This window comes from Janthinobacterium woesei, assembly GCF_051380875.1.
GTDB lineage: Bacteria > Pseudomonadota > Gammaproteobacteria > Burkholderiales > Burkholderiaceae_D > Janthinobacterium.
Genome location: NZ_JBNYXW010000001.1, coordinates 142,532 through 166,601 on the forward strand (window position 1 = coordinate 142,532; position 24,070 = coordinate 166,601).

35 protein-coding genes and 1 pseudogene are annotated in these 24,070 nt (G+C 55.5%); 34 read left to right on the forward strand and 2 right to left on the reverse strand.

Features of this window, described 5'->3' with window-relative positions:
* Positions 1-4: 4 nt before the first annotated feature.
* The gene (locus ACQ4W6_RS00600; RefSeq protein ID WP_436565263.1) at positions 5-1,930 is read right to left on the reverse strand and encodes a phosphoethanolamine transferase; all 1,926 of its coding nucleotides are present in this window, start codon (positions 1,928-1,930) and stop codon (positions 5-7) included.
* A gap of 418 nt (positions 1,931-2,348) precedes the next feature.
* Here ACQ4W6_RS00600 and rpsL point away from each other — a divergent pair, with 418 nt between their 5' ends.
* The 5 genes from rpsL (at position 2,349) to rpsJ (ending at position 7,324) form a co-directional block, all read left to right on the forward strand.
* Positions 2,349-2,732 carry a 30S ribosomal protein S12 gene (rpsL, locus tag ACQ4W6_RS00605; RefSeq protein WP_436565264.1) on the forward strand — a complete coding sequence of 128 codons (384 nt, stop codon included), beginning with the start codon at positions 2,349-2,351 and terminating at the stop codon, positions 2,730-2,732.
* Positions 2,733-2,879: 147 nt separating this feature from the next.
* Positions 2,880-3,350, forward strand: a complete 471-nt coding sequence (gene rpsG, locus ACQ4W6_RS00610; RefSeq protein ID WP_065310159.1) for a 30S ribosomal protein S7 — start codon at positions 2,880-2,882, stop codon at positions 3,348-3,350.
* Between the two features lie 108 nt (positions 3,351-3,458).
* Entirely contained in the window at positions 3,459-5,564 is a 2,106-nt protein-coding gene (gene fusA / locus ACQ4W6_RS00615; RefSeq protein ID WP_436565464.1) for an elongation factor G, read from the forward strand.
* A gap of 72 nt (positions 5,565-5,636) precedes the next feature.
* Positions 5,637-6,827 (forward strand): elongation factor Tu, encoded by a 1,191-nt coding sequence (gene tuf / locus ACQ4W6_RS00620; protein ID WP_436565230.1) that lies wholly within the window; start codon positions 5,637-5,639, stop codon positions 6,825-6,827.
* 179 nt (positions 6,828-7,006) lie between these two features.
* The gene (rpsJ, locus tag ACQ4W6_RS00625; protein WP_010394389.1) at positions 7,007-7,324 is read left to right on the forward strand and encodes a 30S ribosomal protein S10; all 318 of its coding nucleotides are present in this window, start codon (positions 7,007-7,009) and stop codon (positions 7,322-7,324) included.
* A gap of 304 nt (positions 7,325-7,628) precedes the next feature.
* Here rpsJ and ACQ4W6_RS00630 read toward each other — a convergent pair whose 3' ends face one another.
* Positions 7,629-8,180, reverse strand: coding sequence for a tetratricopeptide repeat protein (locus tag ACQ4W6_RS00630; protein ID WP_436565265.1), 552 nt, complete (start codon positions 8,178-8,180; stop codon positions 7,629-7,631).
* Positions 8,181-8,375: 195 nt separating this feature from the next.
* Here ACQ4W6_RS00630 and ACQ4W6_RS00635 point away from each other — a divergent pair, with 195 nt between their 5' ends.
* The 29 genes and pseudogenes from ACQ4W6_RS00635 (at position 8,376) to rpsK (ending at position 23,883) form a co-directional block, all read left to right on the forward strand.
* Positions 8,376-8,570 (forward strand): hypothetical protein, encoded by a 195-nt coding sequence (locus tag ACQ4W6_RS00635; RefSeq protein WP_436565266.1) that lies wholly within the window; start codon positions 8,376-8,378, stop codon positions 8,568-8,570.
* Positions 8,528-9,112: a two-component system response regulator CreB gene (gene creB, locus ACQ4W6_RS00640; protein WP_436565267.1), complete on the forward strand. Its 585-nt coding sequence runs from the start codon at positions 8,528-8,530 to the stop codon at positions 9,110-9,112. Before ACQ4W6_RS00635 ends, creB begins: the two co-directional genes overlap by 43 nt.
* A pseudogene (gene creC / locus ACQ4W6_RS00645) lies at positions 9,109-10,529 on the forward strand (two-component system sensor histidine kinase CreC). The gene creB and the pseudogene creC overlap by 4 nt, the downstream one beginning before the upstream one ends.
* A gap of 87 nt (positions 10,530-10,616) precedes the next feature.
* Positions 10,617-12,032, forward strand: coding sequence for a cell envelope integrity protein CreD (gene creD / locus ACQ4W6_RS00650; RefSeq protein WP_436565268.1), 1,416 nt, complete (start codon positions 10,617-10,619; stop codon positions 12,030-12,032).
* A gap of 215 nt (positions 12,033-12,247) precedes the next feature.
* Positions 12,248-12,904, forward strand: a complete 657-nt coding sequence (gene rplC / locus ACQ4W6_RS00655; RefSeq protein ID WP_071079769.1) for a 50S ribosomal protein L3 — start codon at positions 12,248-12,250, stop codon at positions 12,902-12,904.
* A 3-nt stretch (positions 12,905-12,907) separates the two neighbouring features.
* On the forward strand, positions 12,908-13,528 hold the full coding sequence (gene rplD, locus ACQ4W6_RS00660) for a 50S ribosomal protein L4 (RefSeq protein ID WP_436565269.1): 621 nt from the start codon (positions 12,908-12,910) through the stop codon (positions 13,526-13,528).
* Entirely contained in the window at positions 13,525-13,842 is a 318-nt protein-coding gene (gene rplW / locus ACQ4W6_RS00665; protein WP_010394398.1) for a 50S ribosomal protein L23, read from the forward strand. The genes rplD and rplW overlap by 4 nt, the downstream gene beginning before the upstream one ends.
* On the forward strand, positions 13,842-14,669 hold the full coding sequence (gene rplB / locus ACQ4W6_RS00670) for a 50S ribosomal protein L2 (RefSeq protein WP_436565270.1): 828 nt from the start codon (positions 13,842-13,844) through the stop codon (positions 14,667-14,669). Before rplW ends, rplB begins: the two co-directional genes overlap by 1 nt.
* A 10-nt stretch (positions 14,670-14,679) precedes the next feature.
* Complete coding sequence (rpsS, locus tag ACQ4W6_RS00675; RefSeq protein ID WP_008444295.1) at positions 14,680-14,955, forward strand: 30S ribosomal protein S19; 276 nt, start codon at positions 14,680-14,682, stop codon at positions 14,953-14,955.
* The gene (rplV, locus tag ACQ4W6_RS00680; RefSeq protein ID WP_170840583.1) at positions 14,952-15,284 is read left to right on the forward strand and encodes a 50S ribosomal protein L22; all 333 of its coding nucleotides are present in this window, start codon (positions 14,952-14,954) and stop codon (positions 15,282-15,284) included. Before rpsS ends, rplV begins: the two co-directional genes overlap by 4 nt.
* A 9-nt stretch (positions 15,285-15,293) precedes the next feature.
* On the forward strand, positions 15,294-16,115 hold the full coding sequence (gene rpsC / locus ACQ4W6_RS00685) for a 30S ribosomal protein S3 (protein WP_436565271.1): 822 nt from the start codon (positions 15,294-15,296) through the stop codon (positions 16,113-16,115).
* Positions 16,116-16,117: 2 nt separating this feature from the next.
* Positions 16,118-16,537: a 50S ribosomal protein L16 gene (gene rplP / locus ACQ4W6_RS00690; RefSeq protein ID WP_017877854.1), complete on the forward strand. Its 420-nt coding sequence runs from the start codon at positions 16,118-16,120 to the stop codon at positions 16,535-16,537.
* A 13-nt stretch (positions 16,538-16,550) separates the two neighbouring features.
* Positions 16,551-16,742 carry a 50S ribosomal protein L29 gene (gene rpmC, locus ACQ4W6_RS00695; RefSeq protein WP_436565272.1) on the forward strand — a complete coding sequence of 64 codons (192 nt, stop codon included), beginning with the start codon at positions 16,551-16,553 and terminating at the stop codon, positions 16,740-16,742.
* Positions 16,739-17,011, forward strand: a complete 273-nt coding sequence (gene rpsQ / locus ACQ4W6_RS00700; RefSeq protein WP_065310148.1) for a 30S ribosomal protein S17 — start codon at positions 16,739-16,741, stop codon at positions 17,009-17,011. The genes rpmC and rpsQ overlap by 4 nt, the downstream gene beginning before the upstream one ends.
* A gap of 253 nt (positions 17,012-17,264) precedes the next feature.
* Positions 17,265-17,633, forward strand: a complete 369-nt coding sequence (gene rplN / locus ACQ4W6_RS00705) for a 50S ribosomal protein L14 (RefSeq protein WP_008444317.1) — start codon at positions 17,265-17,267, stop codon at positions 17,631-17,633.
* Between the two features lie 9 nt (positions 17,634-17,642).
* The gene (rplX, locus tag ACQ4W6_RS00710; RefSeq protein ID WP_010394419.1) at positions 17,643-17,957 is read left to right on the forward strand and encodes a 50S ribosomal protein L24; all 315 of its coding nucleotides are present in this window, start codon (positions 17,643-17,645) and stop codon (positions 17,955-17,957) included.
* A gap of 6 nt (positions 17,958-17,963) precedes the next feature.
* Positions 17,964-18,503: a 50S ribosomal protein L5 gene (rplE, locus tag ACQ4W6_RS00715; protein WP_436565273.1), complete on the forward strand. Its 540-nt coding sequence runs from the start codon at positions 17,964-17,966 to the stop codon at positions 18,501-18,503.
* A 2-nt stretch (positions 18,504-18,505) separates the two neighbouring features.
* Entirely contained in the window at positions 18,506-18,811 is a 306-nt protein-coding gene (gene rpsN / locus ACQ4W6_RS00720) for a 30S ribosomal protein S14 (protein WP_183736988.1), read from the forward strand.
* 14 nt (positions 18,812-18,825) lie between these two features.
* Positions 18,826-19,221, forward strand: a complete 396-nt coding sequence (gene rpsH / locus ACQ4W6_RS00725) for a 30S ribosomal protein S8 (RefSeq protein ID WP_436565274.1) — start codon at positions 18,826-18,828, stop codon at positions 19,219-19,221.
* A gap of 10 nt (positions 19,222-19,231) precedes the next feature.
* A complete protein-coding gene (gene rplF, locus ACQ4W6_RS00730) occupies positions 19,232-19,765 on the forward strand; it encodes a 50S ribosomal protein L6 (RefSeq protein ID WP_436565275.1) in 534 nt (177 codons plus the stop codon).
* Between the two features lie 13 nt (positions 19,766-19,778).
* Positions 19,779-20,141 carry a 50S ribosomal protein L18 gene (gene rplR, locus ACQ4W6_RS00735; RefSeq protein ID WP_071079767.1) on the forward strand — a complete coding sequence of 121 codons (363 nt, stop codon included), beginning with the start codon at positions 19,779-19,781 and terminating at the stop codon, positions 20,139-20,141.
* A gap of 9 nt (positions 20,142-20,150) precedes the next feature.
* A complete protein-coding gene (rpsE, locus tag ACQ4W6_RS00740) occupies positions 20,151-20,669 on the forward strand; it encodes a 30S ribosomal protein S5 (RefSeq protein WP_436565276.1) in 519 nt (172 codons plus the stop codon).
* 10 nt (positions 20,670-20,679) lie between these two features.
* Positions 20,680-20,859 carry a 50S ribosomal protein L30 gene (gene rpmD, locus ACQ4W6_RS00745; RefSeq protein ID WP_010394435.1) on the forward strand — a complete coding sequence of 60 codons (180 nt, stop codon included), beginning with the start codon at positions 20,680-20,682 and terminating at the stop codon, positions 20,857-20,859.
* A gap of 30 nt (positions 20,860-20,889) precedes the next feature.
* Entirely contained in the window at positions 20,890-21,321 is a 432-nt protein-coding gene (rplO, locus tag ACQ4W6_RS00750) for a 50S ribosomal protein L15 (protein WP_034753211.1), read from the forward strand.
* A gap of 32 nt (positions 21,322-21,353) precedes the next feature.
* Positions 21,354-22,688: a preprotein translocase subunit SecY gene (gene secY, locus ACQ4W6_RS00755; protein ID WP_071325660.1), complete on the forward strand. Its 1,335-nt coding sequence runs from the start codon at positions 21,354-21,356 to the stop codon at positions 22,686-22,688.
* Between the two features lie 18 nt (positions 22,689-22,706).
* Positions 22,707-22,925 (forward strand): translation initiation factor IF-1, encoded by a 219-nt coding sequence (infA, locus tag ACQ4W6_RS00760; protein WP_005663428.1) that lies wholly within the window; start codon positions 22,707-22,709, stop codon positions 22,923-22,925.
* A 42-nt stretch (positions 22,926-22,967) separates the two neighbouring features.
* Positions 22,968-23,081, forward strand: a complete 114-nt coding sequence (rpmJ, locus tag ACQ4W6_RS00765) for a 50S ribosomal protein L36 (RefSeq protein ID WP_010394471.1) — start codon at positions 22,968-22,970, stop codon at positions 23,079-23,081.
* A 14-nt stretch (positions 23,082-23,095) separates the two neighbouring features.
* On the forward strand, positions 23,096-23,461 hold the full coding sequence (gene rpsM, locus ACQ4W6_RS00770; RefSeq protein ID WP_046681666.1) for a 30S ribosomal protein S13: 366 nt from the start codon (positions 23,096-23,098) through the stop codon (positions 23,459-23,461).
* Positions 23,462-23,478: 17 nt separating this feature from the next.
* Complete coding sequence (gene rpsK / locus ACQ4W6_RS00775; RefSeq protein WP_010394475.1) at positions 23,479-23,883, forward strand: 30S ribosomal protein S11; 405 nt, start codon at positions 23,479-23,481, stop codon at positions 23,881-23,883.
* Positions 23,884-24,070 lie beyond the last annotated feature (187 nt).

Here is a 24,070-nt window from a genome sequence, read left to right on the forward strand (position 1 = left end):
ATGCTTATTTGTCCTGCTTCTCCGGCGAGCTCTTGTCGATCACTTCGCGGCAATCGCCGCGGATGATGGCGTTGTCGTAGTTGGTCCAGCCATAGCTGTCGACAAAACGCTTGTGCTGCTTGAAGCGGGGGCTGGCGATGCTCCATTCTGGCTGCTCGCCGGCAAAGCGGATATCGCCCAGGTCGAGCAGGGTGTGGAACATGTTTTCCGTCGACAGGCGCGCCTTTTGATGGCGCTGCAACTGCGTCACCTTGTCCGGGTAGTGCTGCTGGAATTGCGGCGAGTACCAGACAAAGGCGGGCACGTGGAACTCGAACTGCGTGTTATGCCCATGGAAAGCCAGGCGGCAGGTGCCGTCATACAGGGTCTGGCCATGGTCGGCCACGTACACGAGCGAGCTGCGCAGGGCGCTGCGCTGGCCATCGTCTTTTAACATGCCAATCACGTTGGACAGGAACCAGTCCGTGTACAGGATGGAACTGTCATAGCTGTTGTTCAATTGCGGCTTGATGGCCGTGTCCGTGTAGACGGGCTTGTCGACGCCGAACAGCGAAGGATGCCATTTATCGAACGCCTTCGGATAGCGCTGGCTGTAATTCCAGTGACTGCCCAGCGTGTGCAGCACGATGAGCTTTTTCGGCGCCGGATCGGCCAGCGCATTCTTGAATGGGTCGAACAGGATCTGGTCGAAGTTCGAATTGTTGGTAAAGCCGCCCAGATTCAGGAACTGCACCACGTCCGCTTCCTTGGCAAAGACGGAGACGGGCGTATCGAACTGGCCGAACGAAATCTGATTCGACAGCCAGTAGGTCTTGAAGCCCGCCTCCTTGTAGGCCGTCAGGAAGGATTTTTCCGAAAAGCCATCCTTGAGGCTTTGCGTGGCCGGTTTGCGCGAGATGATGACGGGCACCGACAGGCGCGTGGCGGAAACGGCCGTAATGACGTCGGCCAGCGGCACCAGGTTGCTTTCCTGTTGCAGCAAGGGGTTGGTGTCGCGTTCGTAGCCGTTCAGGCTCCAGCGGTCGTAGCGCGACGATTCTCCGATCACCATCACCACCACTTCGGGATGGGGATCTGGATTTTGCTGGTGCGCGCCGAAACGGAAGCTGCTGCTTTTTTGTCCCAGTTCGGCCAGGTATCGACGTTCCTTGTAAAAGTCGAGGCCGCGCGCCATCAGGCCGAAGGGCCAGGAGTTGCTGATGGTCTCGAAGGTGTAGGGCAGGCGCGCCCAGTGAGGCAGGCTGGGCCAGCCCAGGCCCGTCTCGTCGGCGCCGGCGCTGCTGGCGTTCTCGGGCTTGCTGCTCTCGTCGTCTTCCTCTTGCGTCTCGTCGTCTGCAGAGCTGGCATCGCCGAAACCGGACGCGCCCGCCCTGCTGCCAGCCGGTGCCTTGACCGCCTTGGCCGACGCGGCGGCGCCATGCTGGGCCTTGGCGTCGAAACCGAATTCGTAGCCATACAGCCAGATGCCGCCCAGCACGAGCAGCAGTGCGAAGGCGGCCGGGCGCGTCTTGCCGCGCCAGTCGAGGTCGCGCGTACGCGTGGCCGCATACCAGCTGAGAAAGCACCAGGCGATCACGCCCAGCATGACGGCGCCCATCAGCCATATTTTTTGCCCGAGGAATTCCATCGCTTCCTTGGGGCTGGTTTCAACGATGATGCCCAGGTGATGCGTGGAAATACCCTGGCCATAGAAGATGAACAGGTAGACTTCCGTCGGCAAGGCGAGGAAGGCGGGTACCAGCAGCCAATGAAAATACGCGGGGCGCTTGAAGACGCTGCATATGGCCAGCCAGGCCAGCAGTGCGAACGTGAGCATATGCCACGGATGCTCGGGCGGCCGCCCCAGCAGCGCCGGGATGAACGGCACGGCCGTCAGCAAGGCATAGGTCAGGATTAGGAACAGATTGGCGGGGCGAAGCAAGGGGCGCATAGGGGCGGGAGGGCTGCGAAAAATGTCCGCTATTATCAATCCTTTTGTCATCTGGCGGCGATACAAGAACGGTCACGGCGGATGCTTGTCCGAAGAGAAATAATATCGAATAAGTAATTTGTAGGGTGGCGAAAAAAGATAAAAATTAGCCAAAAATGCCACGATTGGTGTCGTTCTTTGCCTTTTTTTATAGCAAAAAGTCGTAAACTGATTGACCCCCTGTAACACAAGGTCTAAACTAGCGAGTTCTCGATTTTATTCTGCACATCGTTTACGTGTTACTTGGCATTTCTTGGCCGCTCCTTATCGAGTGGCTGCGGGCGCCTGCGGTGCGCAGCAGATAAAAGCGGGACGAGGTTTTAGTCGCCGGGCATCTTGCCCGGGTTATTAATCGTATTTTTTTGTTGGATTTATAACGATGCCAACCATCAATCAATTGATTCGCAATCCACGCGTCGCTTTGACCGTGAAGAGCAAATCGCCGGCGCTGGAAAACAGCCCGCAAAAGCGTGGCGTCTGCACACGTGTTTACACCACGACTCCAAAGAAGCCTAACTCGGCTCTGCGTAAAGTCGCTAAAGTTCGCCTGACCAATGGTTTCGAAGTTATTTCGTACATTGGCGGTGAAGGCCATAACCTGCAAGAGCATAGTGTTGTGCTGTTGCGCGGCGGCCGCGTCAAGGATTTGCCGGGTGTGCGTTACCACATGGTTCGCGGTGCTCTGGATACCCAAGGCGTCAAAGACCGTAAGCAATCGCGTTCGAAGTACGGTACCAAGCGCGCTAAAGCAAGCAAGAAGTAATAAGTTGCAGTAAACCAAGTTTCGCTCAGTGGCAACTAGCTAAGTGAATGTAGTCGACCGCATCTGGTCGAGTAAGTGGAAGACTATGATGGTCGTCCGCGAGTGTGCGAAGAACGCGCGCTCAACTGAAGATTGAAAGGAATTGATATGCCACGTCGTCGTGAAGTACCCAAGCGCGAAATTTTGCCAGATCCAAAATTCGGCAACACTGATGTCGCTAAATTTGTAAACGTGCTGATGCTGTCCGGTAAAAAATCGGTTGCAGAAAACATCATCTACGGTGCTTTCGAGCACATCGCAGCTAAATCGGGCAAAGATCCGCTCGAAGTTTTCGTTACCGCAATCAACAACGCCAAGCCGCTCGTTGAGGTGAAATCCCGTCGCGTTGGTGGTGCAAACTACCAGGTGCCGGTCGAAGTTCGCCCAGTGCGTCGTATGGCTCTGTCCATGCGTTGGTTGCGTGAAGCTGCTAACAAGCGCAGCGAAAAATCGATGCCACAACGCCTCGGCGGTGAGCTGATGGAAGCGGCTGAAAGCCGTGGCGGCGCGATGAAAAAACGCGACGAAGTCCACCGTATGGCTGAAGCGAACAAAGCGTTCTCGCATTTCCGCTTCTAATAAAAAGCCAGCTACCGCAAGGCGGCTGTCAAGTATCTGTTGTTCGAGGCCGGGCTCATTTTTGCAAAAAAATGCTGCTCGGTTTTGTCCATTCATTTAGGATTAATTATGGCCCGCAAGACCCCCATTGAGCGCTACCGCAATATCGGTATCTCCGCTCACATCGATGCAGGTAAGACGACAACCACCGAACGCGTACTGTTCTACACCGGCATCAATCACAAGATTGGTGAAGTGCATGATGGCGCCGCCACCATGGACTGGATGGAGCAAGAGCAAGAGCGCGGTATCACGATTACGTCCGCAGCGACCACTTGCTTCTGGAAGGGTATGGCTGGTAACTTCCCTGAGCATCACATCAACATCATCGACACCCCGGGCCACGTAGACTTCACCATTGAAGTTGAACGTTCGATGCGCGTGTTGGATGGCGCCTGCATGGTTTACTGTGCAGTCGGCGGTGTGCAGCCACAATCGGAAACGGTATGGCGCCAGGCTAACAAGTACAAAGTGCCACGTCTGGCCTTCGTGAACAAGATGGACCGTACCGGCGCCAACTTCTTCAAGGTCTACGAGCAAATGCGTGCGCGCCTGAAGGCTAACCCGATTCCTCTGCAGATTCCTATCGGCGCTGAAGAGAACTTCCTGGGCGTGGTCGATCTGGTCAAGATGAAAGCCATCTATTGGGACGACGCTTCGCAAGGCATGAAGTTCGACTACCGTGATATTCCCGCTGAGCTGGCTGAACAAGCCGCCGAGTGGCGCGTCAAGATGGTCGAATCGGCTGCCGAAGCGACCGACGAGCTGATGAACAAGTACCTGGAAGAAGGCGACTTGTCGGAAGAAGAGATCAAGACCGGCCTGCGCATGCGTACGCTGGCATCGGAAATCGTGCCGATGATGTGCGGCACCGCGTTCAAAAACAAGGGCGTACAAGCCATGTTGGACGGCGTGATCGAGTACCTGCCATCGCCTGTCGACATCAAGCCAGTTCAAGGCATGGATGAAGACGACCAGCCGATCTTCCGTAAAGCTGACGACAACGAAAAATTCGCCGCACTGGCGTTCAAGATCATGACCGACCCCTTCGTCGGCCAGCTGATCTTCTTCCGCGTCTATTCGGGCATGATCAAGTCGGGCGATACCGTCTACAACCCGATCAAGAACAAAAAAGAACGCCTGGGTCGTATTTTGCAGATGCATGCGAACCAACGTGAAGAAATCAAAGAAGTGCACGCCGGCGACATCGCCGCTGCGGTGGGTCTGAAAGACGCCACCACGGGCGAAACCCTGTGCGATCCTTCGGCCATCATCACGCTGGAAAAAATGGTTTTCCCTGAGCCAGTGATCTCGCAGGCTGTTGAGCCTAAGACCAAGGCTGACCAGGAAAAAATGGGCCTGGCGCTGAACCGCTTGGCACAGGAAGATCCTTCGTTCCGCGTGAAGACCGATGAAGAATCGGGCCAGACCATCATCGGTGGTATGGGCGAGTTGCATCTGGAAATTATCGTTGACCGCATGAAGCGCGAATTCGGCGTCGAAGCGACCGTCGGCAAGCCACAAGTGGCTTACCGCGAAACGATCCGTAAAGTTTGCGAAGAGTCGGAAGGCAAATTCGTCAAGCAATCGGGTGGTCGTGGTCAATACGGTCACGTGGTTCTGAAGATCGAGCCGCAAGAACCGGGCAAGGGTTTCGAATTCGTTGACGCGATCAAGGGCGGTACCGTTCCTCGCGAATACATCCCTGCAGTTGAAAAAGGTGTGCGCGACACGCTGACTTCGGGCGTGATGGCTGGCTACCCAGTCGTTGACGTGAAAGTCACGCTGTTCTTCGGTTCGTACCATGATGTTGACTCGAACGAAAATGCATTCCGCATGGCCGCTTCGATGGCATTCAAAGATGGCTGCCGCAAAGCATCGCCAGTCATCCTGGAGCCGATGATGTCGGTGGACGTGGAAACGCCGGAAGACTACGCTGGTACCGTGATGGGCGATCTGTCGTCGCGTCGCGGTATGGTGCAAGGTATGGATGAAATTGCTGGTGGTGGCGGCAAGATCATCAAGGCCGAAGTGCCACTGTCGGAAATGTTCGGCTACTCGACCTCGCTGCGTTCCGCAACGCAAGGCCGTGCGACTTACTCGATGGAATTCAAGCACTATTCGGAAGCTCCGAAGCATGTGACTGAAGCAATCGTAAGCTCGAAAGCTAAGTAATAGAAGTTCCGGACCGGATTTCACGAGAATTCCGGTCCCTACATTTAAATCATTGTTCTAAGGAAGAATAAAATGGCAAAAGGTAAATTCGAACGGACCAAGCCGCACGTCAACGTCGGCACCATCGGCCACGTCGACCACGGTAAAACCACGCTGACCGCTGCAATCGCAACGGTTCTGTCGAAGAAATTCGGCGGCGAAGCTAAAGCATACGACCAGATCGATGCAGCACCAGAAGAAAAAGCGCGCGGTATTACGATTAACACCGCCCACGTTGAGTACGAAACGGCTGCCCGCCACTACGCTCACGTTGACTGCCCAGGCCACGCCGATTACATCAAGAACATGATTACCGGTGCCGCGCAGATGGACGGCGCGATCCTGGTATGCTCCGCAGCTGACGGCCCAATGCCACAGACCCGCGAACACATCCTGCTGGCCCGCCAAGTTGGCGTTCCATACATCATCGTGTTCCTGAACAAGTGCGACCTGGTCGATGACGAAGAGTTGCTGGAACTGGTTGAAATGGAAGTGCGCGAGCTGTTGTCGAAGTATGAGTTCCCTGGCGACGACGTGCCTATCATCAAAGGTTCGGCACGTATGGCGCTGGAAGGCAAAGAAGGCGAAATGGGCGTGGATGCAGTGCTGCGTCTGGCCGATGCTCTCGATTCGTACATCCCAACGCCAGAGCGCGCTATTGACGGTGCGTTCCTGATGCCAGTAGAAGACGTGTTCTCGATCTCGGGTCGCGGTACCGTTGTGACCGGTCGTATTGAGCGCGGTATTGTTAAAGTCGGCGAAGAGATCGAAATCGTTGGTATTATCGATACCGTCAAGACCATTTGCACCGGCGTGGAAATGTTCCGCAAGTTGCTGGACCAAGGTATGGCCGGTGACAACGTTGGTCTGCTGCTGCGCGGCACCAAGCGTGAAGACGTGCAACGTGGTCAAGTTCTGGCAAAGCCAGGCTCGATCAAGCCGCATGCACACTTCACCGGCGAGATCTATGTTTTGTCGAAAGATGAAGGCGGCCGTCATACGCCATTCTTCAACAACTATCGTCCACAGTTCTACTTCCGTACTACGGACGTGACTGGTTCGATCGAGTTGCCAGCAGACAAAGAAATGGTCATGCCAGGCGATAACGTGTCGATCACCGTCAAGCTGATCAACCCGATCGCGATGGAAGAAGGCCTGCGCTTCGCTATCCGTGAAGGCGGTCGTACCGTCGGCGCTGGTGTTGTTGCAAAAATCCTGGCTTAATTCTTAAGCCTGCATAAAAGAAGATGCGTCGTCGCCCGGCGCCCTTCTTTTTATTCAACTGCTGGGGTTGGCAAGCATTTTGGTGCTATTATGTCGACCCTGACGGTTGTTGCGTCAGAACTTCCTGTGTTACCTCATTGCCGTGCAGACCGCGCGGTTCGTTCTTTTAAGGAAATATCATGTCGGCACCAAACCAAAAAATCCGTATCCGCCTGAAGGCTTTCGATTACAAACTGATCGACCAGTCCGCTCTGGAAATCGTTGAAACCGCGAAGCGCACCGGCGCTGTCGTCAAAGGCCCAGTACCACTGCCTACCCGTATTCAACGTTTCGATGTGCTGCGTTCCCCGCACGTCAACAAAACTTCGCGCGATCAGTTCGAGATCCGTACGCACCAACGCCTGATGGACATCGTTGACCCAACGGACAAAACCGTTGACGCGCTGATGAAGCTGGACCTGCCAGCTGGTGTTGATGTTGAAATCAAACTGCAATAATCGATTTTAAGGCAGCGGGTGGGGATCCCCCTCCTGCCAGCTGATAATGGGGCCGGGCCTGTTCACGATCGTGAGCACGCCCGGCCCCATTGCTTTAAGCGACCGTTCTGGTGACGCCTCTCTGCTTCTTGCTGCCGCTATCTCGCCCATGGATACCTACCTGTGGAAATACCAGCAATTCAGCGTGACCGACAACGCCTACGACAGCACAGATTACCGCCCCGCAGCCATGCCGGGCGTGTCGAAGGCCAGGCCGTGTGCCTGGTTTTTTTTTGGCGCAGCCCCTGTTTTTTCTGGCGTGCGCTTATTTCAGTGTGTCCGCCATCACCGCAAAACGCTTGCCCAGCGCCGCCTGCGGGCCGCCCTGCAGCTGTTTGGCATACTGCCGCAGCACTTCTGCCGAATAGGTACGCGACGCTGGTGACAGCTTTGGCAGCAGGGGCAGGGCGCTTTCCAGGTAGGCGCTTCCCTCTTGCCACTTGCCTTGTGCCGACAGCGCCGAGGCCAGTTCCAGCAGGCGCCGGCCGACGCGCGTATCACTGCGCGGCTGCGCTGCCTCCTCGGTGGCCAGTGCTTGCCGGTACAGTGTTTCCGCCTCAGCATTCTTGCCTTGCAAGCGCTTGATGCGGCCCAGGTTGTATTGGCGCTGCGAGATGATTTCCGCGCTGGCCCCGGCCTTTTCGGCAGTGCGCAACGCTTGCACGCAGGCCAGTTCCGCCTCGCCCAGTTGGCCCTTGAGCTCGGCGGCATTGCAGGCATCGTGTTGTTCGTTGGAGGCGGTGGTGAGCGATGCAGGCGTCGTGCAGGCCATCAGCAGGCTGACAGAGCAGAGCAGGGTGATGGTATGGTGTTTCATAGTCTCCTCGTACGGGTGTTGGACACGCTGTATCAGTGGATCAGTGGAGTCATGCCATGATAAATATACCACCAGTTTTTCATTGTGGGCGGCTTCTTGCCGGCGTCTCTTTTATGCTCACTTCATGCGCGCGATTGACGCCACGCGCCAGCTTCAGGGATACTCCGGCTCTCTCCATCAACGCGCGACGCTGCCATGTCCAAGACTATCCTGATCGTGGAAGATGAACAGGCGATTGCCGACAGCATCGCCTATGCCCTGCGCACCGACGGCTTTGCGCCGCGCCATGTGATGCTGGGCGAGCAGGCCTGGCCGTGCTGCGTGCCAGCCCCGGCGACAGCGCGGAAATGCCCGCTCTCGTGGTGCTCGACGTGGGCTTGCCCGATATGAGCGGCCTGGAAACATGCCGCCGCCTGCGCCAGTTTTCCGACGTGCCGGTGATCTTCCTGACGGCGCGCAGCGACGAAATCGATCGTATCGTGGGCCTGGAAATTGGCGCCGACGACTACGTCACCAAGCCGTTTTCGCCGCGCGAGCTGGTGGCGCGCATCCGCGTCATCCTGCGCCGCGCAGGCACTGCCCAGGCACCGCGCGAGGCTGGCATGTCGATAGCCGCTGACGCAGCAACTGTTGCGCCAGCGCCGCTGCGCTTCGAGTTGCGCGCGCTGGAGGCGCGGGTGCTGTTCCATGGCCAGCCTTTGGCGCTGACCCGCTACGAATACCTGTTGCTGAAGACCTTGCTGGAGCATCCCTGCCACGTATTGTCGCGTGCGCAGCTGATGGAGCGCGTGTGGGGCGGGGCGCCCGATACGCTCGAGCGCACCGTCGATGCGCACGTGAAATCCTTGCGCGCCAAATTGCGTGCCGTCGATGCGCTGCACGAACCCATTCAAACCCACCGTGGCTTCGGCTATAGCCTGGCTGGCGCATGAAGATCGGCCTGCGCATTTTGCTGGGTTACTTCCTGATCGTGGGGCTGGCTGCGTGGTTTCTGCTGAATGTATTCATGGAGCAGGTCAAGCCTGGCGTACGTTCGACCCTGGAAGATGCCCTGGTCGATACCTCGCAGTTGCTGGCCAGCCTGGTGGCACCCGACATGCGCGCCGGTACGCTGGCGAACTCTCCCGTGGTAGCGCGCATGCAGGACTACGCCCGCCATGGCGTGGATATCAACATCAAAGGCGTGCACAAGCAACCCTCGATTACCGCATCACCATCACGGACCGGCGCGGCATCGTGCTGTTCGATTCCAGCGGGCACGACGTGGGGCGCGACTATTCGCGCTGGAACGATGTCTATCTCACCTTGCAGGGCAAGTACGGTGCACGCAGTACGCGCAGCCGTCCCGACGACGAGATGTCGACGGTCATGCATGTGGCGGCACCGATTCGTGACGGCAGCGAGGTCATCGGCGTGTTGACGGTAGCCAAGCCGAATGCCAGTGTGCAAGCGTTCGTCGAGCGCAGCCAGCGCAAGATCCTGCAGCGCGGCGCCGTCTTGCTGCTGTTGTCGCTGTTGATCGGCTTGGCGTTCGCCTGGTGGCTGCACCATGCGTTGGGCAAGCTGATGCGCTATATCGGCGACGTGGAGGCTGGGCGCAAGGTGGCGTTGCCGGCACTGGGCAGGAACGAGTTCGGCACTCTGGGGCGTGCCCTGGAGGCGATGCGCATCCGTCTCGAAGGCAAGGAATACATCGAGCAGTTGATGCACACCCTGGCGCATGAACTGAAAAGCCCGATTGCCGCCATCCAGGCCTCGGCCGAATTGCTGCAGGAAGACATGCCGCCGGCCGAGCGGCGCCAGTTCCTTGCCAGTATCCTGGAGCAGAATGCACGCCAGCGGCAACTGATCGACAAGCTGCTGGCCCTGGTCCGCGTGGAAAAGCAGCAGCGACTCGACCATCCCGAACGCATCGCGCTGGCGCCCATGCTGGCGCAAGTGGCGCAGGATGCGGCTGCCACCCTGATAGCGGGTGGACTGCACTTGCAATTCGATGCGGAGGAGCTGAGCGTGGCAGGCGATGCCTTGCTGCTGCGCCAGGCGCTGGGCAATCTGCTCGACAATGCTGCCGGCTTCGCGCCACCAGGCAGTCGCATCGACCTGCTGGCGCGGCGCCAGGGTACGCAAGTGGCAATCGAGGTGCGTGACCGGGGCGAGGGCATCCCTGCGTATGCGCTGGAACGCATCTTCGAGCGCTTCTATTCCCTGCCGCGGCCCTGCGTGGGCAAAAGCACGGGCCTGGGCTTGCCTTTCGTGCGCGAGGTGGCCTCCTTGCATGGCGGTACCGTCGAGGTCATCAACCATGCCGATGGCGGCGCCTGCGCCCGCTTGTGCCTGCCGCTGGCCTAAACGCACTTTATTTGTCGGCTTCACACGCACTGCATCGTCAGCGCATACAGTTTTTTTACACTGGCTGCCTTACTTCAAGGATGCGCCATGCAAAAAACTTTATTCGTCAAAGCGTTGATCGTGTTTGGCCTGATTCTGCTGATCGGCCTGCCATTGCTGATGATTCAGGAAACGATCAAGGAAAGGATGGAATTCCGCCAGGAAGCCGTTAACAGCATCGCCGCCGACTCGGTGCGCGAACAAACCATCATCGGCCCCATCCTGGTGATTCCCTACACGGAGCAGTACGAAGAGCGCGTGGAAGTGGCCAAGGGTGGTGACAAGATGCAGGAAGTGAACATGCCTGTGCGTACCGAGTTGCTGCGCCGCACGGTGCAGCGCCGCCTGCTCGTGTATCCGAATGACTTGCAGATCCATGGCAGCATCGATACGGACCGCCGCTACCGGGGTATACACCAGGTGCTGGTCTACAGCGGCCAGCATGCGTTCAAGGGCGATTTCACTGTGCCGGCCAGCACCCAACTGCCGCGCAAGTCGCCCGACTCGCGCGTCACTCTGGGCGCGCCCTTCGTGGCCTTGTCGATCGAGGACGTGCGCGGCATCCGCAATATCCCGAAAATCGACTGGGGCGGGAAAAAGATTGAATTTGAGCAAGGCTCCGACTTGTTTGCTTTCCGTAGTGGCCTGCATGCGCCGCTGGGCAGCTTGGCTATGGCCGCGCCGCAGCCGGTGCGTTTCAGCTTTGATCTGGGCCTCGACGGCATCGAACGCCAGCATTTCGTGCCGGTGGCGAAAAACAGCCAGATCCAGATCAAGTCGAACTGGCCCCATCCGCAGTTTGGCGGGCGCTTCCTGCCATCGCCGAAAAACCGCCAGATCGACGCCCACGGCTTTAATGTGGCCTGGAACATCTCGTCCCTGGCCACCAATGCGCAAACGCAGCTAAGTACCATCGAGGGCGAATTCAAGGTGCCCGACAGTGCACCGCTGGGGCAGGTAGAGCGTTTCAGCGTCGGCTTCATCGAGCCGGTGAACGTGTATTCGCAATCGGACCGGGCCACCAAATATGGCTTGCTGTTCGTGGCGCTGACCTTTGCCGCCTTCTTCATCTTTGAAATCCTAAAAAGCCTGCCGATCCACCCGGTGCAATACCTGCTGGTGGGACTGTCGCTGGTGATCTTCTTCCTGCTGCTGGTGGGGCTGGCAGAACACATCGCCTTCCTCGCTGCGTATCTGATCGCCAGCGCCGCCTGTATCGCGCTGACCAGCTTTTACCTGGCGCATGTGCTGCACGACGCCCGGCGCGGCATCGGCTTCGGCGTGGCGCTGACAGCGCTATATGGCACCCTGTATGGCTTGCTGAGCTCGGAAAACAACGCGCTGGTGATGGGCAGCATCCTGCTGTTCGCCGTGCTGGCGGTCATCATGGTGGCGACGCGCAAGGTGGACTGGTATCAGGTGGGGAAAGGGGCCTCTCAGCACGCGGCAGAAGCGCATGAATAGGCGATTTGTGTTACTTTAGCTGTCCCTTGCGGCGCCGCCGGCAACTTGCCGTGGGGCGTCGCGCAACACTTTGACATACCTCGTGTTAACTTGTTGCGTCAAGGGTTTTTGTGCTATATACTAGCCGGCTTCGGTATGGATTCGTCTTTTTTGAGTCCTACGTTACTTTGTAGTTAAACAAGCCCCGCCCAATCGCAGGTGGGAATGGAGAAAAAATGAGCCTAGGCCTTCTCGGTCGCAAGGTTGGTATGATGCGCATTTTCACGGATGAAGGGGACTCGATTCCTGTCACCGTGTTGGACGTATCGAACAACCGTGTTGCGCAAATCAAAACCCCTGAAACAGATGGTTACTCCGCTGTTCAGGTCGCATTCGGTCAACGTCGCGCATCCCGCGTGACCAAAGCTGTTGCTGGTCATCACGCTAAAGCTGGTGTTGAAGCCGGTACTCTGTTGAAAGAGTTCCGTGTTGACGCTGCTAAAGCCGCTGAACTGAAAGCTGGCGATGTTGTTGCCGCTTCCCTGTTCGAAGTCGGTCAAAAGATCGACGTGCAAGGCGTTACCATTGGTAAAGGCTATGCAGGCGTTATCAAACGTTACCACTTCTCTTCGGGTCGTGCTACTCACGGTAACTCGCGTTCGCACAACGTTCCAGGTTCCATCGGTATGGCGCAAGATCCAGGTCGTGTTTTCCCTGGTAAGCGCATGACCGGTCATCTGGGTGACGTTAACCGTACCATCCAGAACCTCGTGATCGCCCGTATCGATGCCGACCGTCAGCTGCTGCTGGTCAAAGGCGCGATTCCAGGTGCGAAAAATGGCCAGGTAGTTGTCTCGCCAGCCATCAAAACCAAAGCCAAGAAGGGAGCTTAAACGATGGAACTCAAGCTTCTGAATGCGCAAGGTCAAGCCGCCTCGAACGTTGCTGCAGCCGATACGATTTTCGGCCGTGATTACAACGAAGCGCTGATCCACCAAGTCGTCATCGCTTATCAAGCGAATGCACGTAGTGGTAACCGCAAGCAAAAAGACCGTGAAGAAGTTCACCACACGACGAAAAAGCCATGGCGCCAAAAAGGTACCGGCCGCGCTCGTGCTGGTATGTCGTCGTCGCCACTGTGGCGCGGCGGTGGTCGGGTTTTCCCGAACTCGCCTGACGAGAACTTCACCCACAAAGTGAACAAAAAAATGTATCGCGCAGGTATCTGCTCGATTCTGTCGCAGCTGGCTCGCGAAGAGCGCCTGATCGTCATCGACGATCTGACGATCGACGCGCCAAAAACCAAGCTGCTGTCGCAAAAACTGAGCGGCCTGGGTTTTGATTCGGTACTGATCATCACCGACGTTCTGAACGAAAACCTGGAACTGGCATCGCGCAACCTGCCAAACGTGCTCGTCGTTGAGCCACGTCACGCAGACCCGATGTCCCTGGTGTTCTACAAGAAGATCTTGGTCACCAAAGCTGCATTGGCTAAGATTGAGGAGATGCTGGCATGAGCGCGATTTTGAAACATAGCGAAGAACGCTTGATGAAGGTGCTGTTGGCGCCGGTCATTTCCGAAAAGGCCACCATGGTCGCGGAAAAGAACGAGCAAATTGTATTCCGCGTACTGCCGGATGCAACCAAGCCTGAAATCAAGGCAGCTGTTGAGCTGTTGTTCAAGGTCGAAGTTCTGTCCGTGCAAACTGCAAACCGCGAAGGTAAGCAAAAGCGCACTGGCAAGTTCAACGGTCGTCGTAACCATACCAAGCGTGCTTTCGTGTGCCTGAAGCCTGGCCAGGAAATCAACTTCTCCGAGGAGGCTGCATAATGGCACTCGTTAAGATGAAACCAACCTCGCCAGGCCGTCGTGGCATGGTAAAGGTGGTGAACCCAGACCTGTACAAAGGTCGTCCGTTCGCTGCCCTGGTTGAAAAGAAATCCAAGACCGCTGGTCGTAACAACAACGGTCACATCACTACCCGTCATATCGGTGGTGGTCATAAGCAACACTATCGCCTGATCGACTTCAAGCGCACCAAAGATGGTATTCCAGCGAAAGTGGAACGTATCGAATACGATCCAAACCGCACCGCGAATATCGCTCTGTTGTGCTACGCCGACGGCGAACGCCACTACATCATCGCAACCAAAGGCATGGCCGTTGGCGATAGCGTGATGAATGGTTCGGAAGCGCCGATCAAATCGGGTAACTGCTTGCCAATCCGTAACATCCCAGTCGGCACCGTGATGCATTGCGTCGAGATGCTGCCAGGTAAAGGTGCCCAAATGGCCCGTTCCGCTGGCGCTGGCGTTGTGCTGATGGCGCGCGAAGGTGTTTACGCTCAAGTGCGTCTGCGCTCGGGTGAAGTACGCCGCGTGCACATCGAGTGCCGTGCTACGGTTGGTGAAGTCGGTAACGCTGAGCACAGCCTGCGTAAAATCGGTAAAGCTGGCGCGATGCGCTGGCGCGGTGTTCGTCCTACCGTTCGCGGTGTGGTCATGAACCCGGTCGATCACCCGCACGGTGGTGGTGAAGGTAAAACAGCAGCTGGTCGTCATCCAGTGTCGCCTTGGGGCCAACAGACTAAAGGTAAGAAGACACGCAGCAACAAGCGTACGACTTCCATGATCGTCTCGCGCCGCGGCAAGAAATAAGGGGTAGCACATGACACGTTCATTGAAAAAAGGGCCGTTTTGTGACGCCCACCTGGTGAAAAAAGTTGAAGCCGCGCAAGCAGCCAAAGACAAAAAGCCAATCAAAACCTGGTCGCGTCGTTCGACAATCATGCCTGACTTCATCGGCCTGACGATCGCGGTACATAACGGCAAGCTGCACGTGCCGGTTTATGTTTCCGAAAACATGGTTGGTCACAAGCTCGGCGAGTTCGCACTGACCCGTACGTTCAAGGGCCATGCAGCTGACAAAAAGGCTAAGAAATAATGGAAACTAAAGCTATCCTCAAAGGTGTGCGCCTGTCGGACCAAAAGGGCCGCTTGGTTGCTGACCTGATCCGTGGCAAGAAAGTTGACGCAGCACTCAACATCTTGCAATTCAGCCCGAAAAAAGGTGCTGCGATCATCAAGCGTGTTCTGGAATCCGCAATTGCGAATGCCGAGCACAATGATGGCGCCGACATCGACGAATTGTTCGTGAAAACGATCTACGTCGAAAAGGGCCCGGTCCTGAAGCGCTTCACCGCGCGTGCAAAAGGCCGTGGCGACCGTATTTCGAAACAATCCTGTCACGTTTACGTGACTGTCGGTAACTAAGGAGCCACGATGGGTCAGAAAATTCATCCAACAGGCTTCCGCCTTTCGGTTACCCGTAACTGGGCATCGCGTTGGTACGCAGGCAACGGTAATTTCGCTGCCATGCTGAACGAAGATCTGAAAGCACGCGCTTACCTGAAAAAGAAACTGAAGAACGCTTCGGTTGGCCGCATCGTTATCGAGCGCCCAGCAAAGAACGCGCGCTTCACGATCTACAGCTCGCGTCCAGGCGTGGTCATTGGTAAAAAAGGCGAAGACATCGAAGTACTGAAGTCGGCGCTGACCAAGATCATGGGCGTGCCAGTGCACGTGAATATCGAAGAAATCCGCAAGCCGGAAATCGACTCGCAACTGATCGCCGATTCGATCGCTCAGCAGCTGGAAAAACGGATCATGTTCCGCCGCGCCATGAAGCGTGCAATGCAAAATGCAATGCGCCTGGGTGCTCTCGGTATCAAGATCATGTCGTCCGGTCGTTTGAACGGTATCGAAATCGCGCGTAAAGAATGGTATCGCGAAGGCCGTGTGCCTCTGCATACCCTGCGTGCCGATATCGACTACGGTACCAGCGAAGCGCTGACCACCTACGGTATCATCGGCGTCAAAGTGTGGGTATACAAAGGTGACCGCGCGCCTAACGGCGATGCACCAGTCATCGATACTCCAGCTGACGAGAAGAAGAGCCGCGGTCCGCGTCGTGACGATGGCAAGCCAGCTGGCCGTCCGCGTCCAGCCGGTGCCGGTGCGAAACCATCCACAGCACCAGGTGCACGTGTGCGTACCGCCGCTAAACCGGCCGCCGCTGCACCAGCTGAGAAAGCAGGAGAATAATCATGCTGCAACCAGCACGCAGAAAGTATCGTAAAGAGCAGAAAGGCCGTAACACCGGTATTTCGCACAGCCGCGGCACCGCCGTGTCGTTTGGCGAATTCGGTCTGAAGGCAGTTGCGCGCGGCCGTATCACTGCGCGTCAAATTGAAGCGGCGCGTCGTGCAATGACGCGTCACATCAAGCGCGGTGGCCGTATCTGGATCCGTATTTTCCCGGACAAACCGATTTCGAACAAACCGGCTGAAGTCCGTATGGGTAACGGTAAGGGTAATCCTGAGTACTACGTCGCTGAAATTCAGCCAGGCAAAGTACTGTACGAAATGGATGGCGTTGATGAAGCGCTGGCACGGGAAGCTTTCCGTCTTGCCGCCTCTAAACTGCCACTGGCTACGACTTTTGTCGTACGTCAAGTCGGCCAATAATTGGAGTTGAAATATGAAAGCAACTGAACTCCGCGGCAAAGACCAGGCAGCTCTGCAAAAAGAGCTGAATGATTTGTTGAAGGCACAGTTCGGCCTGCGTATGCAAACCGCTACGCAACAGCTGAGCAACACTTCGCAACTCAAGAAGGTACGCCGCGATATCGCGCGTGTGAAGACGGTAATGAATCTGAAGGAAGCCAAATGAACGAACCAGTGAAACAGTCGCTCAAGCGCACGCTGATCGGTAAAGTGGTTTCGGACAAGATGGACAAGACCGTTACCGTTCTGATCGAGCGCCACGTGAAACATCCTTTGTATGGCAAGATCATCATGCGCTCGAACAAGTATCACGCGCATGACGAGACCAACCAGGTCAAAGCCGGTGATACGGTCGAGATCCAGGAAGGTCGTCCGATCTCCAAAACGAAGGCATGGACGGTGACTCGTGTGGTTCAAGCCGCACCCATCGTTTAAATAAAAACCACCGTTTCGGCGGTGGGTTTTAATTAGTACTTGCAGGCCCGCAAATTGTATGTAATACTTGCGGGCTTCGTTCATGTAACGCCGCAAAGTGTCTGGTCACAGACAATAGCATTCGCGGTCAGTTGATGTATGAAGGTCATGCACCCAAACAGTGAAGCCCAGCAGGGCGGCTCTGGCGGGACCAAGACTGACCGTGGGTCTACATTGTGTGGATTCTTCGGCTTAAGTTGGGAAAGAGAATACTATGATTCAAACTGAAAGCCGGCTCGAAGTGGCTGACAATACCGGTGCCAAAGAAGTAATGTGCATCAAGGTATTGGGCGGCTCCAAGCGCCGTTATGCTGGCATTGGCGATGTGATCAAGGTAACCGTTAAGGTTGCTGCGCCACGTGGCCGTGTCAAAAAAGGTGAAATTTATAACGCCGTGGTTGTGCGCACCGCTAAAGGTGTTCGCCGCCAAGACGGTTCCCTGGTGAAGTTCGACGGCAATGCCGCCGTACTGTTGAACGCCAAGTTGGAGCCGATCGGTACCCGTATTTTTGGACCTGTCACGCGCGAACTGCGCACTGAGAAGTTCATGAAAATCGTGTCCCTGGCACCGGAAGTCCTGTAAGGAGTCGTAATGGATAAGATTCGTAAAAACGACGAAGTCATCGTTCTGACCGGGAAAGACAAGGGCAAACGTGGTGTGGTGCAGCAGCGTATTGATGCTGAACATATCGTGGTTGACGGCATTAACATCGCTAAAAAAGCGACTAAGCCAAACCCGATGACTGGCGTAACTGGTGGTATCGTCGATAAGACCATGCCAATTCACGTGTCCAACGTTGCATTGTTTAATGCAGCGACTGGCAAGGCAGATCGCGTGGGTTTCAAAGAAGTGGATGGCAAAAAAGTCCGCGTCTTTAAATCCTCCGGCGAAGTAGTGAAGGCTTAAGAAATCATGGCACGTCTCCAAGAATTCTATAAAGAAAAAGTCGTTGTCGACCTGACCAGCAAGTTTGGTTACAAGTCGGTAATGGAAGTTCCACGCCTGACCAAGATCACCCTGAACATGGGTGTTGGTGAGGCAATCGCGGATAAAAAAGTTCTCGAGCACGCAGTTGCTGACTTGACCAAGATCGCCGGCCAGAAGCCAGTGACCACCAAGTCCCGCAAAGCTATCGCAGGCTTCAAAATCCGTGAAGGTTATCCGATCGGTACGATGGTCACCCTGCGCGGCGCTCGCATGTACGAGTTCCTGGATCGCTTCATTACCGTGGCTCTGCCGCGCGTACGCGATTTCCGTGGTGTGAACGGCCGTGCATTTGACGGTCGTGGTAACTACAACATCGGTGTCAAGGAACAGATCATTTTCCCTGAAATCGAATACGACAAGATTGACGCGTTGCGCGGTATGAATATCAGCATCACGACAACCGCTAAGACCGATGACGAAGCCAAAGCTTTGCTCGCCGCCTTTAAATTCCCTTTCAGGAACTGATCATGGCCAAACTGTCACTGATTAATCGTGAGATCAAGCGTGCCGACCTGGTGGCGAAATTCGCCCCAAAACGCGCCGCTCTCAAGGCCATAGTGGATGACCAATCGAAATCGGAAGAAGAGCGCTACGAAGCGCGCCTGAAATTGCAGGCGCTGCCACGTAACTCGAACCCGACGCGTCAACGTAACCGTTGCGCCATCACAGGTCGTCCGCGCGGCACATTCCGTAAATTCGGTCTGGGTCGTATCAAGCTCCGTGAATTCGCCATGCGTGGTGAAATTCCGGGTATGACAAAAGCAAGCTGGTAATAGGAGAATATGCAATGAGTATGAGCGATCCTATCGCCGATATGCTGACCCGCATTCGCAACGCACAAGGCGTGCAAAAAACGACCGTGGCTATGCCATCGTCGAAAGTCAAAATTGCGATTGCCAAAGTCCTGAAGGACGAGGGTTACATTGAAGATTTCGCTGTTACCGAAGCTGGTGGCAAAGCGGAACTCAAAATCGGTTTGAAGTATTATGTTGGCCGTCCCGTCATTGAGCGCTTGGAGCGCGTGTCCCGTCCGGGTCTGCGCGTCTACAAGGGTAAAGACGAGATCCCTGTTGTGATGAATGGCTTGGGTGTGGCGATCGTGTCGACTCCGCAAGGCGTCATGACTGACCGCAAAGCACGCGCTACCGGTGTCGGCGGCGAAGTTATTTGCTACGTGGCTTAAGGAGTTACACATGTCTCGAGTAGCTAAAATGCCTATCGTAGTGCCAGCTGGCGCCGAAGTCGCCATCTCCGCACAAGCGATCACCGTAAAAGGCCCGCTGGGCGTGCTTTCCCAGGCCCTTACCGGCCAGGTTAAAGTAGAAAACAATGCAGGAACCCTGAGTTTCGACGTGGCGGACGACAGCCGCGAAGCCAATGCCATGTCCGGCACGCTGCGCGCACTGGTCAACAACATGGTTGTTGGCGTCACCAAGGGTTTCGAGAAAAAGCTGAACCTGGTAGGCGTGGGTTACAAGGCGCAAGCTCAAGGCGACAAGTTGAATCTGTCCCTGGGTTTCTCGCACCCTGTAGTGCATGACATGCCAGCCGGCGTTACCTGTGTAACACCAACCCCGACCGAGATCCTGATTAAAGGTATCGACCGTCAACAGGTTGGCCAGGTAGCTGCCGAAGTTCGTGCTTACCGCGCTCCTGAGCCTTATAAAGGCAAGGGCGTTCGCTATGCGGACGAAGTGGTTAAGCTTAAAGAAACCAAGAAGAAGTAATTAGGGGCTGACGATGGATAAGAAAGAATCACGGCTTCGCCGCGGACGCCAAACCCGCATCAAGATTGCGGAATTGAAAGTAAATCGCTTGTCGGTGCATCGCACCAACCTGCATATTTACGCCAACCTGATCAGCCCGGATGCAAAAATCCTGGTTTCGGCCTCGACGGCTGAAGCTGAAGTCCGCGCTGAACTGGCAGGTCAATCCGGCAAAGGCGGCAATGCCGCTGCTGCAGCCTTGATCGGCAAGCGCGTCGCTGAAAAAGCGTTGAAAGCAGGGATTACCGAAGTTGCGTTTGACCGCTCCGGTTTCCGTTACCACGGCCGTGTAAAAGCGTTGGCAGAAGCCGCACGCGAAGCCGGTCTGAAGTTCTAAGGATCAATCATGGCAAAAATGCAAGCAAAAATGCAAAGCGACAAGCCGGATGATGGCATGCGCGAAAAAATGATCGCGATCAACCGCGTGACCAAAGTGGTCAAAGGTGGTCGTATCATGGGTTTCGCCGCGCTGACCGTAGTTGGTGATGGCGATGGCCGCGTCGGCATGGGCAAGGGCAAGTCGAAAGAAGTGCCGGTCGGTGTGCAGAAGGCAATGGAAGAAGCCCGCCGCAACCTGATCAAAGTGCCACTCAAGAACGGTACGCTGCATCATACCGTCAAGGGTCAGCATGGCGCTTCGAAAGTTATCATGAACCCGGCCAAGCCTGGTACCGGCGTTATCGCTGGTGGCGCAATGCGCGCGATCTTTGAAGTAATGGGCGTGACGGACGTGGTGGCGAAATCCACCGGTTCGAACAACCCATACAATCTGGTTCGCGCCACCTTGGACGGCCTGTCGAAAATGAGTACTGCATCCGATATCGCTGCTAAACGCGGCAAATCGGTTGAAGATATTCTGGCTTAAGGTGGACAAAATGACAAACACAGTCAAAGTGCAATTGGTCAAGGGCTTGATTGGTACGCGCGAATCGCATCGCGCTACCGTGCGCGGTCTGGGTCTGCGTCGTGTAAATTCGGTTTCCGAATTGCAAGACACCCCATCCGTACGCGGCATGATCAATAAAGTATCGTATCTCGTTAAAGTTGTCGGGTAAGCCTTCGGGCTTACACGAACGGAGCAAATCATGGAATTGAATACTATTGCACCAGCCGAAGGCGCTAAGCACTACAAGCGTCGCGTCGGTCGCGGTATCGGCTCCGGCCTGGGTAAAACCTCGGGTCGTGGTCACAAAGGTCAGAAATCGCGTTCGGGCGGCTTTCATAAAGTCGGTTTCGAAGGCGGTCAGATGCCTCTGCAACGCCGTCTGCCTAAGCGCGGTTTCAAATCGATGCACGCAACCTTCAAAGCTGAAGTTCGCCTGTCCGATCTGAACAACCTGGCTGTTGGCGATGTCGACATTCTGGTCTTGAAGCAAGCTGGCGTTCTGGGCGTGTTGGCCCGTGACGTGCGCGTGATCTTGTCCGGCGAAATCACCAAAGCGGTGAATTTGAAGGGCTTGAAAGTGTCCGCTGGCGCGAAAGCAGCCATCGAAGCAGCCGGCGGCTCGGTAGCCTGAGTTGACCGCTAACAGCTTGATCGGAGCGAAAATTGGCGACTAATCCACAACTTGCTAAAAGTGCAGCGGCCGGTTTCCCTTGGGGACGGCTCTGGTTTTTGCTTGGCGCATTGGTGGTTTATCGTATCGGTGCTCACGTCCCGGTTCCCGGGATTGACCCGACACAATTAGCCTCGCTGTTCAAGGAGCACGAAGGCGGCGTCCTGGGCATGTTCAACATGTTCTCGGGCGGTGCCTTGTCTCGTTTTACAGTGTTTGCGCTGGGTATCATGCCTTATATCTCGGCCTCGATCATCATGCAATTGCTGTCGATCGTGTCACCGCAGATGGAAGCGTTGAAAAAAGAAGGCGAAGCAGGTCGTCGCAAGATCACCCAGTACACCCGGTATTTCACGGTTGCCCTGGCACTGTTCCAGGCGTTAGGCATTGCAGTCGCACTGGAGTCGCAAGCTGGTCTGGTGTTGGAACCTGGTCTTGCATTCCGCTTCGTGACGGTCGTCACTTTGTTGACCGGAACAATGTTTTTGATGTGGTTGGGTGAGCAAATTACCGAGCGTGGTTTGGGTAATGGCATCTCGATCATCATTTTTGCCGGGATTGCAGCCGGTCTGCCGTCGGCGTTGGGTGGCTTGTTCACTCAGGTGTCGAATGGTTCGATTAGCAGCTTTTCAGCGATTTTCATCGTGATCCTGGTAGCACTGGTAACGTACTTCGTCGTATTCGTCGAACGTGGTCAGCGCAAAATATTGGTCAATTATGCGAAGCGCCAGGTAGGCAACAAGATTTATGGCGGTCAAACCAGCCATTTGCCGTTGAAGCTGAACATGGCCGGCGTGATCCCGCCGATCTTTGCTTCTTCGATCATCTTGTTCCCGGCCACTATCGTGGACTGGTTTTCAAAGGGCGCCGACAACGCTAACCCTGCGGTGCGGTTCTTGAAAGATTTGGCAGCATCGATGGGGCCTGGTGAGCCTATCCATGCGCTGTTGTACGCAGTGGCGATCGTGTTTTTCTGTTTCTTCTATACAGCGCTGGTATTTAACAGCAAGGAAACAGCGGATAACTTGAAGAAAAGCGGTGCGTTCATTCCCGGGATTCGTCCAGGCGAGCAGACAGCCCGTTATATCGACAAGATCCTGACACGCTTGACACTTGCCGGCGCAGTCTACATCACCCTGGTGTGTTTATTGCCGGAATTTATGCAAGCCCAGTGGAAAGTACCATTCTATTTCGGCGGTACTTCTTTATTGATTATTGTAGTTGTTACCATGGATTTCATGGCGCAAGTACAGAACTACGTGATGTCGCAGCAATATGATTCGCTGCTGCGCAAAGCAAATTTCAAGGGCGGAATTCCGACGCGTTAAGCGCGGTAAACATACCGAATGGCAAAAGACGACGTCATACAGATGCAGGGCGAGATTCTTGAGAATCTCCCAAATGCAACATTTCGAGTGAAGCTGGAAAACGGACACGTGGTGCTCGGGCATATTTCAGGTAAAATGCGGATGAATTATATTCGCATTCTCCCTGGAGACAAGGTGACGGTAGAGTTAACGCCGTACGACCTGAGCCGAGCCCGCATTGTGTTCCGTACCAAGTAACACACTGAATCAAACCAAAGAAGCGAAAGAAAGAGCCCAAAAATGAAAGTTCTCGCATCAGTCAAGCGGATCTGCCGCAACTGCAAGATCATCAAGCGCAAAGGCGTAGTCCGCGTTATCTGCGTGGAACCACGTCACAAGCAGCGTCAAGGTTAATCGAGGAATAACAAATGGCACGTATTGCAGGGGTTAATATCCCAAATCATCAGCATACCGTTATCGGCCTGACGGCCATCTACGGTGTTGGCCGTCCACGCGCAGAGAAAATCTGTGCATCGACCGGTGTAGCAACCAACAAAAAGATCAAAGATCTGGATGACAGCGAACTGGAAAAACTGCGCGATGAAGTAGGTAAATTCATCGTCGAAGGCGATCTGCGTCGTGAACTCTCGATGAACATCAAGCGTTTGATGGATCTGGGTTGCTACCGCGGCATGCGTCATCGTAAGGGTCTGCCTTGCCGTGGCCAGCGTACGCGTACGAACGCACGTACCCGCAAGGGACCGCGTAAAGCCGCTCAATCGCTGAAAAAATAATCCGCTAGGGAATAATTATGGCTAAGTCGCAAAATAACGCCGCATCAGCACGCGTGCGTAAAAAAGTTAAAAAGAACGTCGCTGAAGGCATTGCACATGTCCACGCTTCGTTCAATAACACCATCATTACCATCACCGATCGTCAAGGCAATGCCTTGTCGTGGGCTACCTCCGGCGGTGCAGGCTTCAAGGGTTCGCGTAAATCGACCCCATTCGCAGCGCAGGTCGCCGCGGAAGCCGCTGGTAAAGTGGCTGTTGAGTGTGGCGTAAAGAACCTGGAAGTACGTATCAAGGGCCCAGGTCCTGGTCGTGAATCCGCCGTTCGCGCGCTGAACAACCTGGGCATCAAGATCACCGAGATCCAGGACGTGACGCCGGTACCGCACAACGGTTGCCGTCCACCGAAACGTCGTCGTATCTAAGATAGTGTTGCAGAGGGCGCTTCGGCGCCAGCTGCTTTGCTGTCTGTTGTAATTCAGTACAGTTGTGTGAAAACGCTGGAGCAGGGAGCCGGAAACGGTTATACTGCCCGGCTGTTCTTGCCTGTCAAATTCAGTTTGACGGGTTTTTCGTTTTCAGCCACCGTCTGATTGAAACCAAATCAGACTA

Coding starts and splice junctions, on each gene's coding strand:
- ACQ4W6_RS00600 (WP_436565263.1), bottom strand. CDS start 1,930: ATGCGCCCCTTGCTTCGCCCCGCCAATCTGTTCCTAATCCTGACCTAT.
- rpsL (WP_436565264.1), top strand. CDS start 2,349: ATGCCAACCATCAATCAATTGATTCGCAATCCACGCGTCGCTTTGACC.
- rpsG (WP_065310159.1), top strand. CDS start 2,880: ATGCCACGTCGTCGTGAAGTACCCAAGCGCGAAATTTTGCCAGATCCA.
- fusA (WP_436565464.1), top strand. CDS start 3,459: ATGGCCCGCAAGACCCCCATTGAGCGCTACCGCAATATCGGTATCTCC.
- tuf (WP_436565230.1), top strand. CDS start 5,637: ATGGCAAAAGGTAAATTCGAACGGACCAAGCCGCACGTCAACGTCGGC.
- rpsJ (WP_010394389.1), top strand. CDS start 7,007: ATGTCGGCACCAAACCAAAAAATCCGTATCCGCCTGAAGGCTTTCGAT.
- ACQ4W6_RS00630 (WP_436565265.1), bottom strand. CDS start 8,180: ATGAAACACCATACCATCACCCTGCTCTGCTCTGTCAGCCTGCTGATG.
- ACQ4W6_RS00635 (WP_436565266.1), top strand. CDS start 8,376: ATGTCCAAGACTATCCTGATCGTGGAAGATGAACAGGCGATTGCCGAC.
- creB (WP_436565267.1), top strand. CDS start 8,528: ATGCCCGCTCTCGTGGTGCTCGACGTGGGCTTGCCCGATATGAGCGGC.
- creD (WP_436565268.1), top strand. CDS start 10,617: ATGCAAAAAACTTTATTCGTCAAAGCGTTGATCGTGTTTGGCCTGATT.
- rplC (WP_071079769.1), top strand. CDS start 12,248: ATGAGCCTAGGCCTTCTCGGTCGCAAGGTTGGTATGATGCGCATTTTC.
- rplD (WP_436565269.1), top strand. CDS start 12,908: ATGGAACTCAAGCTTCTGAATGCGCAAGGTCAAGCCGCCTCGAACGTT.
- rplW (WP_010394398.1), top strand. CDS start 13,525: ATGAGCGCGATTTTGAAACATAGCGAAGAACGCTTGATGAAGGTGCTG.
- rplB (WP_436565270.1), top strand. CDS start 13,842: ATGGCACTCGTTAAGATGAAACCAACCTCGCCAGGCCGTCGTGGCATG.
- rpsS (WP_008444295.1), top strand. CDS start 14,680: ATGACACGTTCATTGAAAAAAGGGCCGTTTTGTGACGCCCACCTGGTG.
- rpsC (WP_436565271.1), top strand. CDS start 15,294: ATGGGTCAGAAAATTCATCCAACAGGCTTCCGCCTTTCGGTTACCCGT.
- rplP (WP_017877854.1), top strand. CDS start 16,118: ATGCTGCAACCAGCACGCAGAAAGTATCGTAAAGAGCAGAAAGGCCGT.
- rpmC (WP_436565272.1), top strand. CDS start 16,551: ATGAAAGCAACTGAACTCCGCGGCAAAGACCAGGCAGCTCTGCAAAAA.
- rpsQ (WP_065310148.1), top strand. CDS start 16,739: ATGAACGAACCAGTGAAACAGTCGCTCAAGCGCACGCTGATCGGTAAA.
- rplN (WP_008444317.1), top strand. CDS start 17,265: ATGATTCAAACTGAAAGCCGGCTCGAAGTGGCTGACAATACCGGTGCC.
- rplX (WP_010394419.1), top strand. CDS start 17,643: ATGGATAAGATTCGTAAAAACGACGAAGTCATCGTTCTGACCGGGAAA.
- rplE (WP_436565273.1), top strand. CDS start 17,964: ATGGCACGTCTCCAAGAATTCTATAAAGAAAAAGTCGTTGTCGACCTG.
- rpsN (WP_183736988.1), top strand. CDS start 18,506: ATGGCCAAACTGTCACTGATTAATCGTGAGATCAAGCGTGCCGACCTG.
- rpsH (WP_436565274.1), top strand. CDS start 18,826: ATGAGTATGAGCGATCCTATCGCCGATATGCTGACCCGCATTCGCAAC.
- rplF (WP_436565275.1), top strand. CDS start 19,232: ATGTCTCGAGTAGCTAAAATGCCTATCGTAGTGCCAGCTGGCGCCGAA.
- rplR (WP_071079767.1), top strand. CDS start 19,779: ATGGATAAGAAAGAATCACGGCTTCGCCGCGGACGCCAAACCCGCATC.
- rpsE (WP_436565276.1), top strand. CDS start 20,151: ATGGCAAAAATGCAAGCAAAAATGCAAAGCGACAAGCCGGATGATGGC.
- rpmD (WP_010394435.1), top strand. CDS start 20,680: ATGACAAACACAGTCAAAGTGCAATTGGTCAAGGGCTTGATTGGTACG.
- rplO (WP_034753211.1), top strand. CDS start 20,890: ATGGAATTGAATACTATTGCACCAGCCGAAGGCGCTAAGCACTACAAG.
- infA (WP_005663428.1), top strand. CDS start 22,707: ATGGCAAAAGACGACGTCATACAGATGCAGGGCGAGATTCTTGAGAAT.
- rpmJ (WP_010394471.1), top strand. CDS start 22,968: ATGAAAGTTCTCGCATCAGTCAAGCGGATCTGCCGCAACTGCAAGATC.
- rpsM (WP_046681666.1), top strand. CDS start 23,096: ATGGCACGTATTGCAGGGGTTAATATCCCAAATCATCAGCATACCGTT.
- rpsK (WP_010394475.1), top strand. CDS start 23,479: ATGGCTAAGTCGCAAAATAACGCCGCATCAGCACGCGTGCGTAAAAAA.